Origin of the sequence: Deinococcus metallilatus (assembly GCF_004758605.1) — a bacterium.
Classification (GTDB): Bacteria; Deinococcota; Deinococci; order Deinococcales; family Deinococcaceae; genus Deinococcus; species Deinococcus metallilatus.
In genome coordinates, this window is record NZ_CP038512.1 from 1,277,865 (window position 1) to 1,294,159 (window position 16,295).

Annotated in this window: 14 protein-coding genes and 1 tRNA gene; 13 read left to right on the top strand and 2 right to left on the bottom strand. The window is 67.0% G+C overall.

All coding sequences use genetic code 11. From position 1 onward, the window contains the following. The first annotated feature begins 14 nt into the window (after positions 1 to 14). The 13 genes from E5F05_RS12175 (at position 15) to E5F05_RS12230 (ending at position 11,503) form a co-directional block, all read left to right on the top strand. Positions 15 to 449 carry a hypothetical protein gene (locus E5F05_RS12175; protein WP_241687148.1) on the top strand — a complete coding sequence of 145 codons (435 nt, stop codon included), beginning with the start codon at positions 15 to 17 and terminating at the stop codon, positions 447 to 449. After that, on the top strand, positions 446 to 787 hold the full coding sequence (locus tag E5F05_RS12180; protein WP_129118901.1) for an RNHCP domain-containing protein: 342 nt from the start codon (positions 446 to 448) through the stop codon (positions 785 to 787). The genes E5F05_RS12175 and E5F05_RS12180 overlap by 4 nt, the downstream gene beginning before the upstream one ends. Before the next feature lie 85 nt (positions 788 to 872). Then, positions 873 to 1,046: a hypothetical protein gene (locus E5F05_RS21355; protein WP_164973455.1), complete on the top strand. Its 174-nt coding sequence runs from the start codon at positions 873 to 875 to the stop codon at positions 1,044 to 1,046. Next, positions 1,043 to 1,963: an MBL fold metallo-hydrolase gene (locus E5F05_RS12185; RefSeq protein WP_129118902.1), complete on the top strand. Its 921-nt coding sequence runs from the start codon at positions 1,043 to 1,045 to the stop codon at positions 1,961 to 1,963. Before E5F05_RS21355 ends, E5F05_RS12185 begins: the two co-directional genes overlap by 4 nt. Further along, entirely contained in the window at positions 1,963 to 3,216 is a 1,254-nt protein-coding gene (gene purD, locus E5F05_RS12190) for a phosphoribosylamine--glycine ligase (protein ID WP_129118903.1), read from the top strand. The genes E5F05_RS12185 and purD overlap by 1 nt, the downstream gene beginning before the upstream one ends. Before the next feature lie 81 nt (positions 3,217 to 3,297). Beyond that, positions 3,298 to 3,380, top strand: a tRNA-Leu gene (locus E5F05_RS12195). 23 nt (positions 3,381 to 3,403) lie between these two features. Next, positions 3,404 to 3,628 (top strand): preprotein translocase subunit SecG, encoded by a 225-nt coding sequence (gene secG / locus E5F05_RS12200; RefSeq protein WP_129118904.1) that lies wholly within the window; start codon positions 3,404 to 3,406, stop codon positions 3,626 to 3,628. Positions 3,629 to 3,937: 309 nt separating this feature from the next. Next, the gene (locus E5F05_RS12205; protein ID WP_129118905.1) at positions 3,938 to 5,719 is read left to right on the top strand and encodes an ABC transporter substrate-binding protein; all 1,782 of its coding nucleotides are present in this window, start codon (positions 3,938 to 3,940) and stop codon (positions 5,717 to 5,719) included. Positions 5,720 to 5,801: 82 nt separating this feature from the next. After that, positions 5,802 to 6,785, top strand: a complete 984-nt coding sequence (locus E5F05_RS12210; RefSeq protein WP_129118906.1) for an ABC transporter permease — start codon at positions 5,802 to 5,804, stop codon at positions 6,783 to 6,785. 19 nt (positions 6,786 to 6,804) lie between these two features. After that, complete coding sequence (locus E5F05_RS12215) at positions 6,805 to 7,944, top strand: ABC transporter permease (protein WP_129118907.1); 1,140 nt, start codon at positions 6,805 to 6,807, stop codon at positions 7,942 to 7,944. A gap of 88 nt (positions 7,945 to 8,032) precedes the next feature. Beyond that, the gene (locus tag E5F05_RS12220; RefSeq protein ID WP_129118908.1) at positions 8,033 to 9,076 is read left to right on the top strand and encodes an ABC transporter ATP-binding protein; all 1,044 of its coding nucleotides are present in this window, start codon (positions 8,033 to 8,035) and stop codon (positions 9,074 to 9,076) included. Then, complete coding sequence (locus tag E5F05_RS12225) at positions 9,073 to 10,104, top strand: ABC transporter ATP-binding protein (RefSeq protein ID WP_129118909.1); 1,032 nt, start codon at positions 9,073 to 9,075, stop codon at positions 10,102 to 10,104. Before E5F05_RS12220 ends, E5F05_RS12225 begins: the two co-directional genes overlap by 4 nt. 118 nt (positions 10,105 to 10,222) lie before the next feature. Further along, a complete protein-coding gene (locus tag E5F05_RS12230; RefSeq protein ID WP_129118910.1) occupies positions 10,223 to 11,503 on the top strand; it encodes a DUF4139 domain-containing protein in 1,281 nt (426 codons plus the stop codon). 73 nt (positions 11,504 to 11,576) lie between these two features. On the opposite strand, the gene E5F05_RS12235 is transcribed toward E5F05_RS12230, so the two are convergent. Both E5F05_RS12235 and metH read right to left on the bottom strand, forming a co-directional pair. After that, a complete protein-coding gene (locus E5F05_RS12235; RefSeq protein ID WP_129118911.1) occupies positions 11,577 to 12,317 on the bottom strand; it encodes a methylenetetrahydrofolate reductase in 741 nt (246 codons plus the stop codon). Further along, positions 12,314 to 16,048 (bottom strand): methionine synthase, encoded by a 3,735-nt coding sequence (gene metH, locus E5F05_RS12240; protein ID WP_241687149.1) that lies wholly within the window; start codon positions 16,046 to 16,048, stop codon positions 12,314 to 12,316. The genes E5F05_RS12235 and metH overlap by 4 nt, the downstream gene beginning before the upstream one ends. Positions 16,049 to 16,295 lie beyond the last annotated feature (247 nt).

The window sequence follows — 16,295 nt, forward strand, 5'->3', positions numbered from 1 at the left end:
GCTGGAATGCGGGGGTGAGCCTTCCCACGCGCGGGCCGGACCCGTCTCCCTTCGACCCTGCCCTGGCCGGGGCGGGGCGCACGCCCACCCTGGCTGTCCTGGCGGGCCTGTTCATGCTGGCGACCACGCCCTTTTTCGGCCATCTGCTCCAGGGCAGCACCGACAACCTCGCGCGGAATGTGCTGTACGCCTGCGCGACCGCCGTGCTGCTGGGGCAGGTGTGGCGCGGCAGCGTGTGGGCATGGCGGCTGACGGTGGGCTTTAGCGTGTGCGCGGGCCTGCTGGTCTTCGTGGCCGGGATGCTGGCGGGCGTCAGCAACTGGCAGGGGTGGATCGTGAGCCTGGCGGGCGTGGGCTTTCTGCTGCTGGGCATGTGCCTGGTGGCGGTCCCCAGTATCCGCGCCTTTCTCGATGCGCGCTGGGCGGCCCGCGGCGGGAGGCGGGCATGACCGCGCGGCGGTTCACCGTCCAGGGCACCAACAACGCCTTTACCTGCGCGAACTGCGGCGCGGCGGTGCAGCCCCTCCAGAACGGCTCGGTTCGCAACCACTGCCCGGAGTGCCTGCACTCGCTGCACGTGGACGTGTTGCCCGGCGACCGCGCCAGCACCTGCCACGGCCTGATGATTCCGGTCGGCGTCGAGCAGAGCGGCAAGAAAGGCTGGATCATCCTCCACCGCTGCCAGAAATGCGGCTTCACCGGCCGCAACAAGGCCGCCCTGGACGACCCGGCCCAGCCCGACCGCTGGGACGCTCTGGTCCAGCTCAGCGGCCAGCGGCGCGAGTAACGGTCCGGAAAGGGGAGAGGCTGGAAAGGCCTTTCTGCCTGGACCGGCTTCCCGTGCCGTTCCTGACCCCTGGTACACTTCGGCTATGGGCTTGTGGCTGGTGGTGGCATTGATCGTGTTGAGCGCGACCTTCATTCTGGCGCTGACCTTCGGCGTGCTGCGGTCGGTGCCGAATGTGCGGGTGCTCCGGGCGGTCGCGGCGGTGCAGTACGTGGCGGCGGCCCTGCTGGCGGGGGCCCGCCTGACGGGGAACGCATGACCGGCCCGCAGCGCATCGACCTGAACTTTCAGGACGTGCCGGGCGTGATCGCCGCCCACGTGCTGGACACCGGGGACGGGCTGGCGATTGTGGACGTGGGGCCGGGCAGCACCTTGCCCGCGCTGGAAGCGGGCCTGTCCGACCTGGGCGCCTCGCTCTCCGACGTGCGGCACGTGCTGCTCACGCATATCCACCTGGACCACGCGGGGGCGACCGGCACGATTCTGGACCGGGTGCCGAAGGCCCGCGCCTACGTCCACGAGCGCGGCGCGGCCCACCTGTCGCGCCCCGAGCGGCTGCTGGCGAGTGCGGGCCAGATTTACGGCGACCAGATGGAGCGCCTGTGGGGCGAGATGCGGCCCATCGATCCGGACCGCCTGAAGGTGTTGGAAGGCGGGGAGAGCCTGAAGATCGGCCAGGCGGAGGTGCGGCCCCTCTACACGCCGGGGCACGCGGTCCATCACCTCGCCTACCACGTGGGCGACGACCTCTTCGTGGGCGACGTGGGGGGCGTCCGCCTGGACCCGCGCCAGACACCCCGCGCGCCCACCCCGCCGCCCGACATCAACCTGCCCGCCTGGCGCGAGAGTATCGCCGCGCTGCGTGATGTGGACGCCCGCACGCTCTACCTCGCGCACTTCGGCAGCCATTCACAGGAAGCGGCGCACTGGGACCGCCTGCTGGAGATGCTGGAGCAGGACGCGGATCGGGTGCGCGCGGGCCTGGACACCGGCGAACCGCTGGAAGGCCTCACCGAGCGGTTCACCGCCGAACTGCTGGACGAGCTGCGCGAGGAAGCCCCCGAGCTACCTGAACGCTATGAATTTGCCTGTCCCCCCTGGATGAGCGTGCAGGGCCTGGTGCGCTACTGGCAACGGGCCGCCGCCCGCGGCACCGAATCCCGGAGCCAGGGCTGATGCGGGTGCTGGTGGTGGGCGGCGGGGGCCGCGAACACGCCATCGTGGACGCCTGCCAGCGGGCAGGGCACGAGGTCCTGTGTACGCCCGGCAACCCCGGCATCGCGGCCCAGGCGCGCGTGATCGCCAGCCCCCAGGACCCCGGCACCCTGGCCGACCTTGCCTTGCGCGAGGGGGTAGAGGTGGTGATCGTCGGCCCCGAGGCCTACCTCACTGCCGGGTTGGTGGACGCCTGCCGTGAGCGAGGTGTGCCCGCCTTCGGCCCGACCCGCGCCGCCGCCCGGCTGGAGGGCGACAAGGCCTGGAGCAAGGCCTTCATGCTCCGCCACGGCATCCCCACCGCCGCCCACCGCAGCTTCACGGTGCTGGAGGAGGCGCTGGCCTACGCTGCGGCCCAGCCCCTGCCCCTGGTGGTCAAGGACGCCGGGCTGCGGGCCGGAAAGGGCGTCACCATCGCCCCCACCTTCCCCGAGGCGGAAGCCGCCCTGCGTGACATCTTCGCCCAGGCGGGCGCCCAGGCCGTGCTGGAAGAGTTCATGACCGGCCAGGAGGTCACGGTCCTGGCGCTGACGGACGGTGAACGTTACGCCCTGACCCCCCCCAGCCAGGACCACAAGACCATCTTCGAGGGCGATACCGGCCCGATGACGGGCGGCATGGGCGTGATCTGCCCCTTCCCGCTGACGGGCGCGGACCTGGCCCGCATCCGCGCCGAGATCATCGAACCCACCCTCGCCGGAATGCGCGCCGAGGGTCAGCCCTTCACCGGCGTCCTGTACGCGGGCCTGATGCTCACCCCGAATGGCCCCAAGGTCGTCGAGTTCAACGCCCGCTTCGGTGACCCCGAGGCCGAGGCGGTGCTGCCGCTGCTCGCCTCCGACCTCGCCCGGCACGCGCTCGACGCGGCGCAGGGCCACCTCGACCCCGCCAGCGTCCGCTTCCGGGACGGCGCCAGCGCGGTGGTGATCCTGGCCGCGCCCGGCTATCCCGGGGAACCGCAGAAAGGAATTCCCCTGCACCTCCCCAGCCCGCAAAGCGGCGAGGTGATCTACCATGCCGGGACCACCGAGCGGGAGGGGCAACTGCTCAGCAGCGGGGGCCGCGTCCTGGCCGTGACGGCGACCGCGCCCACGCTGAATGCCGCGCTGGGCCGCGCCTACGCCCTGGCGGACCGCGTGGGTTTCGCGGGCGCGCAACGGCGCCGCGACCTGGGCGGGCGCATCGGCGCGCGGCCTGACCCCCTGCCGGTTTAAGGCGGCCCGTTTGACCCCCGGACCCCCGGCACGCTAGCATCCACGTTGCCCCAGTTGGTGTTCTAGGTTGGCGGGGCGTGGGCCGGAGTGGCGGAATTGGTAGACGCACTCGACTCAAAATCGAGCGGGAAACCGTGCGGGTTCGAGTCCCGCCTTCGGCACCACCACAGACTTTCAGAGGTAATCCATGATCCTGACGCTCTTCATCATCCTGTTCGCCCTCGTCTGCGTGGGCCTGGTGTTCTTCGTGCTGCTTCAGGTGCCCAAGCAGGCAGGCCTGACCGCCAGCATGGCGTCCGGCGGCTCGCTGCTCGGTGGGCGTGGCGTGGAGGGCGGCCTGATCCGCGTCACCAGCGTCCTCGGCGGCCTGTTCATGCTGCTGTCGCTGCTGATCAGCTTCGTCTCGCACTGACCCCAGGCTCCGCTCCTCCGCCGTTCCGCTTCAGGGACGGCGGTTTTGCTTTGGCCCAGGCGGCCCCTGACCTCCAGAAGGAAGGCGGCTCCAGCAGTTCTGGGAACCCAGACGGAACGGGCCGCCCCACCACGAAGCTGACTGAAGTGTGACTGATGTGTGACCTGAAGGGGGCAATGGTGGAAAATCCCTTGACCTTTCTAGATAAATGTCCTTATATTGGCCGCGCTGGAATCCCCCAAATAGCCCGTTTGGACCGCTCCCCGGTGCGTGCCGGGCGGCGTTGAATTTCCAGATCAGGAGGAAGTCATGAAAAAAGCCCTGTTCGTTGCGATGGCGATGACGCTCGGCAGCAGTCTGGCCGCACCTTTCGTGTACCCGGCTGCCTGGACCACCAACAAGCCCGGCGATGTTCAGACGGGCGGCACGCTCCGCACCGTGAACCTCCAGGACTTCAAGACGCTGAACCCCTTCGTGAGCAAGGAAAGCCCCAACCTCCCCGCCTACATGACGGCGGGCGGGCTGCTGGGACAGGACCCCATCACGGACGAGTACTACCCGTACATGGCTTCCTCCTACACCCAGTCGGCGGACAAGAAGACCTTTACCTTCAATGTCCGTCCCGGCATGAAGTGGAGTGACGGCAAGCCGATTACGGCCGACGACTGGATCACCAGCTACACGCTCTACACCAACAAGGATATCGGCAGCAACGGCTACGACGGCTTCTTCATCAACGACCAGCCCATCAAGGTCAGCAAGGTGGACAACGACACCATCAAGGTCGTGTTCCCCAAGGCCGACGTGACGGCGCTGGAGTTCCTGACGGGCTTCGAGCCGGAGCCGACCCACGTGTTCATGCCCGTGTTCAAGAGCAAGGGCGCCGACGGCATCAAGAACATGTGGACCATCAGCACCGATCCCAAGGACATCGTGGTGAGCGGCAGCTTCATGCTCGATCGCTACCAGCGCGGTGAGCGCGCGGTGCTGAAGAAGAACCCCTACTTCGGCGAGTGGAACAAGGACAGCGCCGGGAAGGCCCTCCCGTACCTGGACGGTATCCAGATCAACGTAGTGCCCGACGCCAACGCGCAGCTCACGCAGTTCCTGGCGGGCAACATCGACGTGTACTCGCCCGGCGACCGCGACAAGCTCGCCCAGGTGAAGGCGGCGATGGACAGCAAGAAGATCAGCGGCGTGCTGATCCCCAACGCCAGCGCCCGCGCCAGCAGTGACTTTGTCGTCTTCAACATGGACGACAGCAACACCTTCAAGACCAAGCTGTTCAGCAACCCCAAGTTCCGTCAGGCGTTCAGCATGATCGTCAACCGTGACGCGATGGTGGACCTGACGCTGGGCGGTCTGGGCCAGCCCACCTACACCGGCGTGTACCCCGTCTACAAGGACTGGGTCGCTACCGGCGTGGACAAGTACAAGTACAACCCGGCGGGCGCGATCAAGCTGCTGAACGAACTGGGCTTCACCAAGAAGGCGCCCGACGGCGTCCTGATGGACCGGAACGGCAACCGGCTGGAGTTCACGCTGATCACCAACGCGGAGAACACCCGCCGTCAGGGCTTCGCCAAGATCATCCAGGACGAGGCCAAGAAGATCGGCATGAAGGTCAACACCAGCTTCATCGCCTTTAACCAGATGACCGACATGCTCGACGCCAAGCCGGATTTCAGCCGCCGGGGCTTCGACGCGATCCTGATCGGTCTGGTCGGGGGCGGGAAGGTCTTCCCCGTGAGCGGCCCGAACGTGATCCAGTGCACCAACCTGCCCGACGGCGGCAACCTGCACATGTTCAACCAGAGCAACAAGTGCCGCTTCCCCTTCGAGACGCAGACCATCAACCTGTACTGGAAGGGCCGCTCGGAGTTCAACCTCGCCAAGCGCAAGGCGATTGCTGACCAGATTCAGAAGGTCGAGGCCGAGGAGCAGCCGTACACGCAGCTTGCGGCCCAGACGGTGCACTTCGCCTGGACTGACCGCACGCAGGGCGAACTGCCCCGCGCCGCGATCAACAGCCTGAACGCCAGCACCCTCTACGGGCCCCGCATGATCGACCTGACCTGGATCAAGCGCTGAGGCGTTCCCGCCAGCGCCGCGAGTTTCATACGTAGGAGCGCGGGGCCGACTGGCCCCGCGCTTCACGCTGAGCGAGGTAGCCGTGCTTCCATACATCTTCCGCCGCGTCCTGTATTTCATCCCGACCTTTTTGCTCGCCACGTTGCTGGCCTTCCTGATCGTGCAGCTTGCGCCGGGCGACTTCCTCTCGCAGCTCAAGGAAAACCCCTCGGTGCGCCCGGAGACGGTCGAGCGGCTGCGCCAGGAATTCGGCCTCGACAAGCCCCTGTTCGTGCAGTATTTCCTGTGGCTCAAAAACTTTCTGTCGGGCAACCTGGGGATTTCCTTCCAGTACAAGCGCCCGGTGTCAGAAGTGCTGGTCGGCCCGTTTGTGAACAGCATGATTCTGGTGCTGATCGGCACGGCGCTGCACTACGCGGTGTCCATTCCCATCGGGGTGTACAGCGCCGTGCGGCCCTACAGCACGGGCGATAAGGTCTTTACGTTCTTCTCCTACCTGTTCCTGGGGATTCCCAGTTTCTTCTTCGCCCTGCTGGTGATCTGGGGCATGCTCAAGCTCCAGCAGAACTTCGGCTGGGACATGCCGCTCGGCAACAAGACGAGCAGCAGGCTGCCCCCCGATCTGCCGTGGTGGCGCTCGGCCTGGGACATCTTCATTCACGCGCTGGCCCCCAGCATTATCCTGGTGCTGCGCGGCATCAGCAGCGAGAGCCGCTTTCTGCGGGGACAGATGCTGGAAGTGCTGGGGCAGGACTACGTGCGGACCGCCCGCGCCAAGGGCGTGACTGAGAACAAGGTGGTCTACAAGCACGCGCTGCGGACCGCCCTGATTCCGCTGATCGCCGGGCTGGGGGGCCTGCTGCCTGCCCTGATCAGCGGCGCGGGCTTTCTCGAAGTGGTGTTCAACTGGCCGGGGCTGACGCCGCTGCAACTCACGGCGCTGAACAACCAGGACATCTATATCCTCCAGGCCGTCACGGCGATTGCCACGTTGCTTTATCTGGTGGGTAATCTGGTTTCGGACCTGCTGCTGTCTGTCATTGACCCGAGGATTCGGTACCACTGACCATGTCTAAGGAGAGCCTGTGACCACCACCGCCCCCACCACCGTCCGCAAGCCCCGTTCCCAGAGCCAGTGGAGCATCGTCTGGGCGCAGTTTAAGCGCAATCCCCTGGCCCGGGTCGGCCTGACCCTGCTGGCCCTGCTGTACCTGATGGCGATCTTCGCGGGCTTCCTGGCGCCGTATGGCCTGGCGGAGTACAGCACCACCGACCGCATCAGCTGGGCGCCGCCCACCTCCATTCACTGGCGCGACCAGCAGGGCCACTTCGTCGGCCCCTACGTCTACGGCCTCAAGCGCGACATCGACATGACGACGTTCCGCGACAAGTACGTCGAGGACAAGTCGGTGACCTGCCCGGTGAAGTTCTTCCAGACACATCCCGGTGTGGAGGGGCGCACCTACCGCTTCCTGGGCCTCATTCCCAGCAGCCTGAAACTCTTCAGCGTGGACCCGCCCTGCAAACTGTACCTGTGGGGCAGCGATTCGTATGGCCGCGACCAGTTCTCCCGGGTGATGTACGGCTCGCAGATCAGCCTCAGCATCGGCATCATCGCCTCGGTCCTGACGGTGCTGTTCGGCCTGATCATGGGCGGCATCGCCGGGTACTTCCGGGGGGTGGCCGATAACGTGATCATGCGTCTGGTGGAAGTCCTCTCGGCCATCCCGGAGCTGTTCTTGCTGATCACGCTGCGCGCCCTGTTCCCGCTCAACGCCGACCCGATCCTGGTGTTCTATCTGGTGATCGGCATCCTGTCGTTTATCGGCTGGGGCGGCCTGGCCCGGATCGTGCGCGGGCAGATTCTGTCGGTGCGCGAACTGGATTACGTGCAGGCGGCGACGGCGCTGGGCGCGTCCGACAGCCGCATCATCGGCAAGCACCTGCTGCCGAGTACCGCCACCTACATCATCATCTTCCTGTCGCTGGCAATTCCCGGCTTCATCCTCAGCGAGAGCGGCCTGAGCTTCATCGGCATCGGGATCGTGGAACCCTATGCCTCCTGGGGGAGCCTGCTGGGGGTGGCGCAGGCGGGAGGCTTCGAGAGCATCGACGCCCGGCCCTGGACCCTGATTCCCGGCGTCTTTATCGTGCTGGCAGTGCTGGGTTGGCAGTTTGTCGGGGACGGTCTGCGCGACGCCTTCGATCCCCGGCGCCGCAGGTGACCCGGACCGTGCCGCACATGCCCGTGAGGTGCGGCCTGACCTGTATGATGGAGCGCGTGCCTGGCAATCAGTGGCAGATGGAGGAAAGATGACCCATCAGGGTGAAGTGTTGCTGGCCGTGAATGGCCTCAAGACATATTTCAACACCGACGACGGTGTGGTGAAGAGTGTGGACGGGGTGACCTTCCACATCAACAAGGGCGAGACGCTGGCGGTGGTGGGTGAGTCGGGGTCGGGCAAGAGCGTGACCAGCCTCAGCATCATGCGCCTGATCCCGATGCCGCCCGGCAAGATCGTGGAGGGCGAGGTCCTGTTCACGGGCAAGGACGGCGTCCAGAAGGACATCGTGAAGCTCAGTGAAGCCGAGATGCGCAAGATTCGTGGCAACGACATCTCGATGATCTTCCAGGAGCCGATGACCAGTCTGAACCCGGTCTACACCGTCGGTGACCAGATCGCCGAGGCGGTTATGCTGCACCAGGGCAAGAACAAGAAAGAAGCCCTGGGCGTGGCGACCGACATGCTGCGCTTCGTGGGAATTCCCGCCCCCGAAAAGCGCGTCCATGAGTACCCGCACCAGATGTCCGGCGGGATGCGCCAGCGCGTGATGATCGCGATGGCCCTCTCGTGCAATCCGGCCCTCCTCATCGCCGACGAGCCGACCACGGCGCTCGACGTGACCATCCAGGCGCAGATTCTGGACCTGATGCGCAAGCTCCAGCGCGAGATCGGGATGAGCATCCTGTTCATCACCCACAACCTCGGGGTGGTGGCGGAGATGGCCGACCGGGTGGTGGTGATGTACGGCGGGCGCGTGGTCGAGGAAGGCGACGTGGTGGAAATCTTCAAGGCGCCGCGTCACCCCTACACGATGGGGCTGCTGAACTCGATTCCCCGCGCGGGCGAGGTCCATGTCCCGGGGCAGCCCAAGCCGCGCCTGGAAGCCATTCCCGGCAACGTGCCCAATCCCCTGAACCTGCCCCGGGGCTGCGCCTTCGAGCCGCGCTGCAAGTTCGCCGTCGAGGCCTGCCGCGAGGCGGTGCCGCCGCTGTATGACACCGGCGGCGGCCATACCGCCCGCTGCATCCGCTGGCAGGAATTTGAACAGGTCCAGCAGGAGGTGACCGCATGACCACGACGATTGCCACGGTCGATACCGGCGCGGCCCGCCGCGTGATGCCCGACAAGGGCGAGACGCTGCTGGAAGTCAACAACCTGGAAAAGTACTTCCCGATTCGCGGCGGCCTGCTCTCGCGCGTGGTTGGCAACGTGAAGGCCGTCAATGACGTGTCCTTCAGGCTGGGGCGCGGCGAGGTCGTCGGGCTGGTGGGCGAGTCGGGGTCGGGCAAGACCACGGCGGGCCGCGCGATCCTGCGCCTGATCGAACCGACCGGCGGGCAGGTGATCTTCAACGGCACCGACATCACCAAGCTCTCCAAGGGGCAGATGCGCGATTACCGCCGCGAGATGCAGATCATCTTCCAGGACCCCTTCGCCAGCCTCAACCCCCGCATGACGGTGGCCGACATCATCGGCGAGGCGATGCAGATTCACAACCTGAACCCCGGCAAGCAGCGCATCGAGCGCATCGCCGAACTGCTGGAGAAGGTGGGCCTGCGCCCCGAACACATGCGCCGCTATCCCCACGAGTTCTCGGGCGGGCAGCGGCAGCGCATTGGCATCGCGCGCGCCCTGGCCGTCAACCCCAGCTTCATCGTCGCGGACGAGCCGGTGTCGGCGCTGGACGTGTCGATCCAGGCGCAGGTGGTGAACCTGCTGCAAGACCTTCAGGAAGAACTGGGCCTGACGGTGCTGTTCATCGCGCACGACCTGGCGGTGGTGGAGTACATCTGCGACCGCATCATCGTGATGTATCTGGGCCGCGTGATGGAGATCGCGTCCAGCCGCGAGCTGAACAACAACCCCAAGCACCCCTACACCGAGGCGCTGCTCTCGGCGGCCCCGGTGCCCGACCCGACGGTGAAGCGCCAGCGCATCATCCTGGAAGGGGACATCCCCAGCCCGATCAACCCGCCTTCGGGCTGCGTGTTCCGCACCCGTTGCCGCTACGCCATCGACGACTGCGCCAAGATCGTTCCCGAACTGCGCGAAGTCGCCCCCGGCCACTTCAAGGCCTGCATCCGCGACGATATTCTTTAAGCGGTCAGCTCTCAGCTTCAGACGCCCTCGCTCCATGCGGGGGCTTTTTTGCTGATGACTGACCGCTGAAAGCTGCCCTTCTCACACTTCATCAGCGAGCGCGGGGCAAGCTGCTCTCATGAAGAGCATTGTGACGCTGGCCCTGGCGGCCACCCTGGGGGCGGCCTCGGCGGCGGACCTCCGTATCTATCCGAGCTTCAGCGAAGTGCGCGAGCCTGTGCAGGCGACCGGTCCCACCCTGACGGTCACGCTGCCGGAAGCGGCCTGGGCGGGTCTGATCCCCGGCACGCTGGACCTCGACGGGCTGACCTTTTCCGGCGCGGTGCAGCGGCAGGGCGCGGGCTGGCTGGCCTCTCTGGAAGGCAAGACGGTGTACGTGAAGCGGGATGATGGCACGGCGGAACCGGTGACCCTGATCCGTGCCCGTGACCTGCTGGTGCGGGACGCGCAGGGCCGTTACCGGACCGTCCGGTTTGAGGACCTGATCTTCGACGTGCTGCCCCCCCCGAACCCGCAGGCGCCCACGCAGACGCTGACCTTCACGCTGCCGCAGCCGGGGACGGGCACGCTGACCTACCTCACCCGCGCCGTGACCTGGGCGCCGCGCTACACCCTCAAGGCCAGCACGGGCGGCGCGCAACTCTCGGCCCTGGCGGACATCCGCAACATGTCCGACCTCGCCTATGACGTGAAGGGGACCGAACTGTACGCTGGGGACGTGGACGTGCAGGGGGGGCCACCACCCGCGCCGATGATGATGGAAAGCCGCGCGACGGCTGGGAACGCATCCGCCGACTTCGCCGCCCCCAAGATCAACTCCCTCGGTGAGTTGCGCGGCCTCTACCGCTACGCCCTCTCCACGCCCTTCGCGCTGCCCGCCAACAGCACCGTCACGCTGCCCTTCCTGACGCCCAAGCTCACGCTGTTCGAGCGGTACGCGGGCCTGAACACCTACTTCACGCCGCAGAACACGGACGGCACCCTCAGCCGCTTCTACCGCCTCAAGGCCGACCAGCGTCTGCCCGGTGGGAGCATGACCGTGCGCGAGGAGGGCCGCATCGTCGGACAGACCTCCATCTCCGAGACGCCGAAGGGCGAGGAGATCGAGTTCAGTCTCGGCAACGACCCCGACGTGCGCTACACCCGCACGGTGCAGACCGTCGGCAGTGAGAAGAACGCGCAGGGCAACGTCGTCAAGACCACCTACAAGGTCACCTACACCTTCGAGAGCAGCAAGGACCGCCCCGTCCGCGCCGAGGTGACCGAACGTGTAGGCGGGCGCCGTATCACCATCGACGGCACGGCGAAGGGCCAGAATGCCGCCGCCGAACTGCGCGTGGACGTCCCTGCGAACGGCAAGGCGACGAAGTCGTTCACGCTGGTGGTGGACAACAGCTAGGCAGAGAGCCGAGAGCAAAGGGCCACTTCCCGTTGAGGAGGCGGCCCTTTTTCTGGCTGACGGCTGACCACTCCTAAACGATCCCCTCCAGATACGCCCGCACGTCCGCCTTCACCGGCATGAAGTACATGTGTTGGCCGCGCTCGCGGGCGAAGGCGAGGGCCTGGGCCGCGAAGGTGCGGTTCCACTCCAGGGTCGGGGTGAAGGTGCGGGGAAAGACCGCGTGGTTGCGGGCGCGCCAGTAGTTCAGGGTGGCGTCGCCCGTGACGGTGGTCGCGCCCCACCAGATCTCGGCGCCTTGCGGGATCAGGTCGGCGTAGGCGTCCATCAGCCGCAGGTCGAAGAAGGGCTGGGTGAAAAAGCCGCAGGCGCCCGCGTCCAGCTTGCGCTCCAGATAGTCGCGTTCGTGGGCGAAGCTCTGCCGGTAGGGGTCCAGGCCCGCGTAGACCCGCACGTGCGGCAGCTCCCGCCGGAAACGGCGAATGGCCCGCACCGCGTCCACGTCGTAGACCCGCGCGCTCATGTCGGCGGGGGCGTCTCCAGTGATGACCAGCACCTCGTCGATGCCCGAAACCGTAAGCGCCTCGGCCATCGGCAGCGGCTCGACGGGGTTCAGGTCCACCGCTCGGACATGCGGAATCGCCCGGTAATGGGGCCGCGCGAAGGAGCAGCCCACCCACGACCGTGTGGAAAAGCGTGTCAGGTCGGGCACATTCACCGTGCAGATGCCCGGCAGGTGCCGCGCCACCACCTCCAGCTCGGCCTTCAGGCTCGAACGGCTGCGGGGGACCAGCTCGATGGAGACGCGGGTCATGCGTGGCCTCTGCCTTGCAGCTCTCCGAGTCCGGCCACAGGTCCGACGGTCAAACGGTCAGACGGTCGAGGGGGAGCCTCTTTGGGCAGTTCGGCGGTTGGACTGTTCGACCCCGCAGGGTCATACGCCAATACCGGCCCCAGCCAACGCTCCGCAACCGAAAGCGTCCAGCCCTTGCGCTCCGCGTAGTCCTCCACCTGATCGCGCCCGATGCGGCCCACCGCGAAGTAATGGGCTTCGGGGTGCGCGAAGTACAGGCCGGAGACGGCGGCGGCGGGGAACATCGCGCCCGACTCGGTGAGCGAGAGGCCAACCTCCTCCGCGTTCAGCAGGGAGAAGAGGGTGCGTTTCTCGGTGTGGTCGGGCTGGGCGGGATAGCCGGGCGCGGGGCGGATGCCCGCATAACGTTCCTTGATGAGGTCGTCGTTGCCCAGCGCCTCATCGGGCGCGTAGCCCCAGTACCGCACGCGCACGTCGCGGTGCAGCTTTTCCGCGAAAGCTTCGGCCAGCCGGTCCGCCACCGCCTTGACCAGAATCGCGCTGTAATCGTCGTGCTGCGCCTCGAAGCTGCGGGCCAGTTCCTCGGCGCCGTGGATGGCGACGGCGAAGGCGCCGATGTGGTCGCCCCGCAGCGCCACGAAATCGGCCAGAGCGGTGTTGGGAGTGGCCTGGTCGCGTTGCTGGCGGAGGGTGTGGAGGGTGGCGATCTTTTTCTGGGGAGAGAAGACCGCGATGTCATCCCCCACCCGCCGCGCCTCCCACAGCCCGATCACGCCGCGCGCCGTCAGCAGGCCTTCCTCCACCATACGTTTCAGGAGGGTCTGCGCGTCGTCGAAGAGTTGCCGCGCCTCCGCGCCGCGCAGGGGGTCGGTCAGGATGTTCGGGTAGATGCCCTTCATCTCCCAGGCAATGAAGAAGGGTGTCCAGTCGATGTAATCGAGCAGTTCGGCAATCGGCTGCTCGATGACGTGGCGGCCTGGCTGGCGCGGAGCGGGGGGCAGGGCAGAGGAGAGGCGGGGCGCGCGGGCGCGGGCTTCCGCGAGGGAAACCAGGCGCACCTTGCGCTCGCCGTGCCGTTCGCGCAGGGCGGCGTATTCCTCCTCGACGCGTTCCCGCACTGTCTCCGGCTGCGAGAGCAGGTCGCCCACTACGCCCACCGCGCGGCTGGCGTCAGCCACGTGGACCACGGTGCCGTCGTAGGCCGGGTCGATCTTGACGGCGGTATGGGCGCGGCTGGTGGTCGCGCCGCCGATCAGGAGGGGCGTGTCCAGACCCCGGCGGGTCATCTCGCGGGCCACGTTCACCATCTCGTCCAGGCTGGGGGTGATCAGGCCGGAGAGGCCGATCACGTCCGCCCCCAGCTCGCGCGCGGTGTCCAGAATCTTCTCGGTCGGCACCATCACACCCAGATCCGTCACCTGATAGCCGTTGCAGGCCAGCACCACGCCCACGATGTTTTTACCGATGTCGTGAACGTCGCCCTTCACCGTCGCCAGCAGCACTTTGCCCTTGCCGCTGCCACCTTCCTGCTTCTCGGCCTCCAGATACGGCGTCAGGTGCGCCACCGCCCGTTTCATCACGCGGGCCGACTTCACCACCTGCGGTAGAAACATCTTCCCGGCCCCGAACAGGTCCCCGACCACGTTCATCCCGTCCATCAGCGGCCCCTCGATCACGGCAAGCGGGGAGCCGAGGAGTTGATACGCTTCCTCCGCGTCCTCCACGACATAATCGGTGATGCCGCTGACCAGCGCGTGCTTGAGGCGTTCGGCCACGGGCAGATCACGCCAGGCGCTCTGGGCGGTTGCCTCGCGCTTCACGCTCTTGTAGCTCTCGGCCAGCGCGATCAGGCGTTCGGTGGCGTCCGGGCGGCGGGCCAGAATCACATCCTCGACCGCCTCCCGCAGCTCCGGCTCGATGTCCTCGTAGACGGCCAGCATCCCCGCGTTCACGATGCCCATGTCCAGCCCGGCGCGGATGGCGTGGTAGAGGAAGACGGCGTGCATCGCCTCGCGCACGTGGTTGTTGCCCCGGAACGAAAAGGACACGTTGCTGATCCCACCCGACACCAGCGCGCCCGGCAGGTTCGCCTTGATCCAGCGTGTCGCCTCGATGAAGTCCAGGGCGTAGCGGTCGTGTTCCTCCATCCCCGTCGCCACCGTCAGCACGTTGGGGTCGAAGATGATGTCCTGTGGCGGAAAGGCGGCCTGCTCGGTCAGCAGCCGGTAGGCGCGGGAGGTGATCTCGATGCGCCGCTCCAGGTTGTCGGCCTGGCCCTGCTCGTCGAAGGCCATCACCACCGCCGCCGCGCCGTAGCGCCGCAGCAGCCGCGCGCGTTCCAGAAACTTCTCCTCGCCGTCCTTGAGGCTAATCGAGTTGACGACGGCCTTGCCCTGCACCCGCCCCAGGCCCGCTTCCAGAATCTCCCACTTGGAGGAATCGAGCATCAGCGGTACGCGCGAGATGTCCGGCTCCCCGGCCAGCAGATTCAGGAACTTCACCATCGCGGCCTCGCCGTCCAGCATCCCCTCGTCGAAGTTCACGTCCACGAGCTGCGCGCCGTTCTGGACCTGCTGCCGCGCGATCTTGAGGCCCGCGTCGTAGTCCCCGGCCAGGATCGCTTTGCTGAACTTGGGGCTGCCCGTCACGTTCGTCCGCTCGCCCACGTTCACGAAGTTGGTTTCGGGGGTGACGGTGAAGGCTTCCAGGCCGCTGAGGCGGAGATAAGGGGGCAGCTTGGGCGCGGTGCGCGGGGGGAGGTCCGCGACGGCTTCCGCAATCGCGCGGATGTGGTCGGGGGTGGTGCCGCAGCAGCCGCCCACGATGTTGACCAGCCCCTCCTCCGCGAAGGAGCGCAGGACCGCCGCCGTGTGTTCGGGCGTCTCGTCGTACTCCCCGAAGGCGTTGGGGAGGCCCGCGTTGGGATGGACGCTGACCAGCGTCTCGCTATTCGCCGCGATTGCCCGCAAGTGAGGCCGCAGCAAATCTGCCCCCAGCGCGCAGTTCAGGCCCACGCTGAAGAGGTCGGCGTGTTCGGTGCTGATGACAAACGCTTCCGGCGTCTGCCCGCTGAGGGTACGCCCCGAAGCGTCGGTGATGGTGCCCGACAGCATGATGGGGAGCTTCTTCCCGGTCCGCGCGAACGCTTCCTCGCAGGCGAAGAGGGCCGCCTTCGCATTCAGCGTGTCGAACACGGTTTCGATCAGAATCAGGTCCGCTCCACCCGCGATCAGCCCCTCGATCTGCTCGACGTAGGCGGCGACCAGATCGTCGAAGGTCACGTTGCGGAAGTCGGGCCGCTCCACGTCGGGGGAGAGGGTGGCGGTGCGGTTGGTCGGCCCCACCGACCCGGCCACCCAGCGGGGCCGTCCGTCGCGGGCCGTCAACTCGTCCGCGACCTCGCGGGCCAGACGCGCCCCGGCCTCGTTCATCGCGCGGGCCAGATGCTCCGTCCCGTAATCGGCTTGCGAGATGACCGTGCTGTTGAAGGTATTCGTGCTGGCGATGTCCGCCCCCGCCTCGAAGTAGGCGCGGTGAACCTCGCGGATCACGTCGGGGCGGGTCAGTTGCAGCAGATCGAAATTGCCCCGGTACATCCGCAGGGGGTCGGCTTCAGGCCAGCGGAAGTCCCCTTCCGTCAGGCCCGCCCGCTGGAGCATGGTGCCCCACGCGCCGTCCAGCACCAGAATCCGTTTCCGCGCGTGTGCGCGAATGTCGCGTGTGTCCGCCATCCCATCACCTCAAAAAACAGCAGAGCCGCCTGTGTAGCAGCCCATGAATCTCGAATACGCCAGTCAAGCGCCGCCTCTGGGCCATCGTTCCCCGCTTCCGCCATCGTCGGCGTCTAGCGCGGGGCCTTCCAGAACGGGCACCGTTGCCGTGATGAGGGCCGGTTGCCGCGCCGTCGCCGGGGCTGGAATCCCCTCGGGCGCTCAGGATGACCGTGCCGGGGGCACGATGAATGGAGTCTAGCGCGGG

What these genes read in the sequence shown, in the direction of transcription:
- E5F05_RS12180 (WP_129118901.1), top strand. Translation starts at nt 446, where the DNA reads ATGACCGCGCGGCGGTTCACCGTCCAGGGCACCAACAACGCCTTTACC.
- E5F05_RS21355 (WP_164973455.1), top strand. Translation starts at nt 873, where the DNA reads ATGGGCTTGTGGCTGGTGGTGGCATTGATCGTGTTGAGCGCGACCTTC.
- E5F05_RS12185 (WP_129118902.1), top strand. Translation starts at nt 1,043, where the DNA reads ATGACCGGCCCGCAGCGCATCGACCTGAACTTTCAGGACGTGCCGGGC.
- purD (WP_129118903.1), top strand. Translation starts at nt 1,963, where the DNA reads ATGCGGGTGCTGGTGGTGGGCGGCGGGGGCCGCGAACACGCCATCGTG.
- secG (WP_129118904.1), top strand. Translation starts at nt 3,404, where the DNA reads ATGATCCTGACGCTCTTCATCATCCTGTTCGCCCTCGTCTGCGTGGGC.
- E5F05_RS12205 (WP_129118905.1), top strand. Translation starts at nt 3,938, where the DNA reads ATGAAAAAAGCCCTGTTCGTTGCGATGGCGATGACGCTCGGCAGCAGT.
- E5F05_RS12220 (WP_129118908.1), top strand. Translation starts at nt 8,033, where the DNA reads ATGACCCATCAGGGTGAAGTGTTGCTGGCCGTGAATGGCCTCAAGACA.
- E5F05_RS12225 (WP_129118909.1), top strand. Translation starts at nt 9,073, where the DNA reads ATGACCACGACGATTGCCACGGTCGATACCGGCGCGGCCCGCCGCGTG.
- E5F05_RS12230 (WP_129118910.1), top strand. Translation starts at nt 10,223, where the DNA reads ATGAAGAGCATTGTGACGCTGGCCCTGGCGGCCACCCTGGGGGCGGCC.
- E5F05_RS12235 (WP_129118911.1), bottom strand. Translation starts at nt 12,317, where the DNA reads ATGACCCGCGTCTCCATCGAGCTGGTCCCCCGCAGCCGTTCGAGCCTG.
- metH (WP_241687149.1), bottom strand. Translation starts at nt 16,048, where the DNA reads ATGGCGGACACACGCGACATTCGCGCACACGCGCGGAAACGGATTCTG.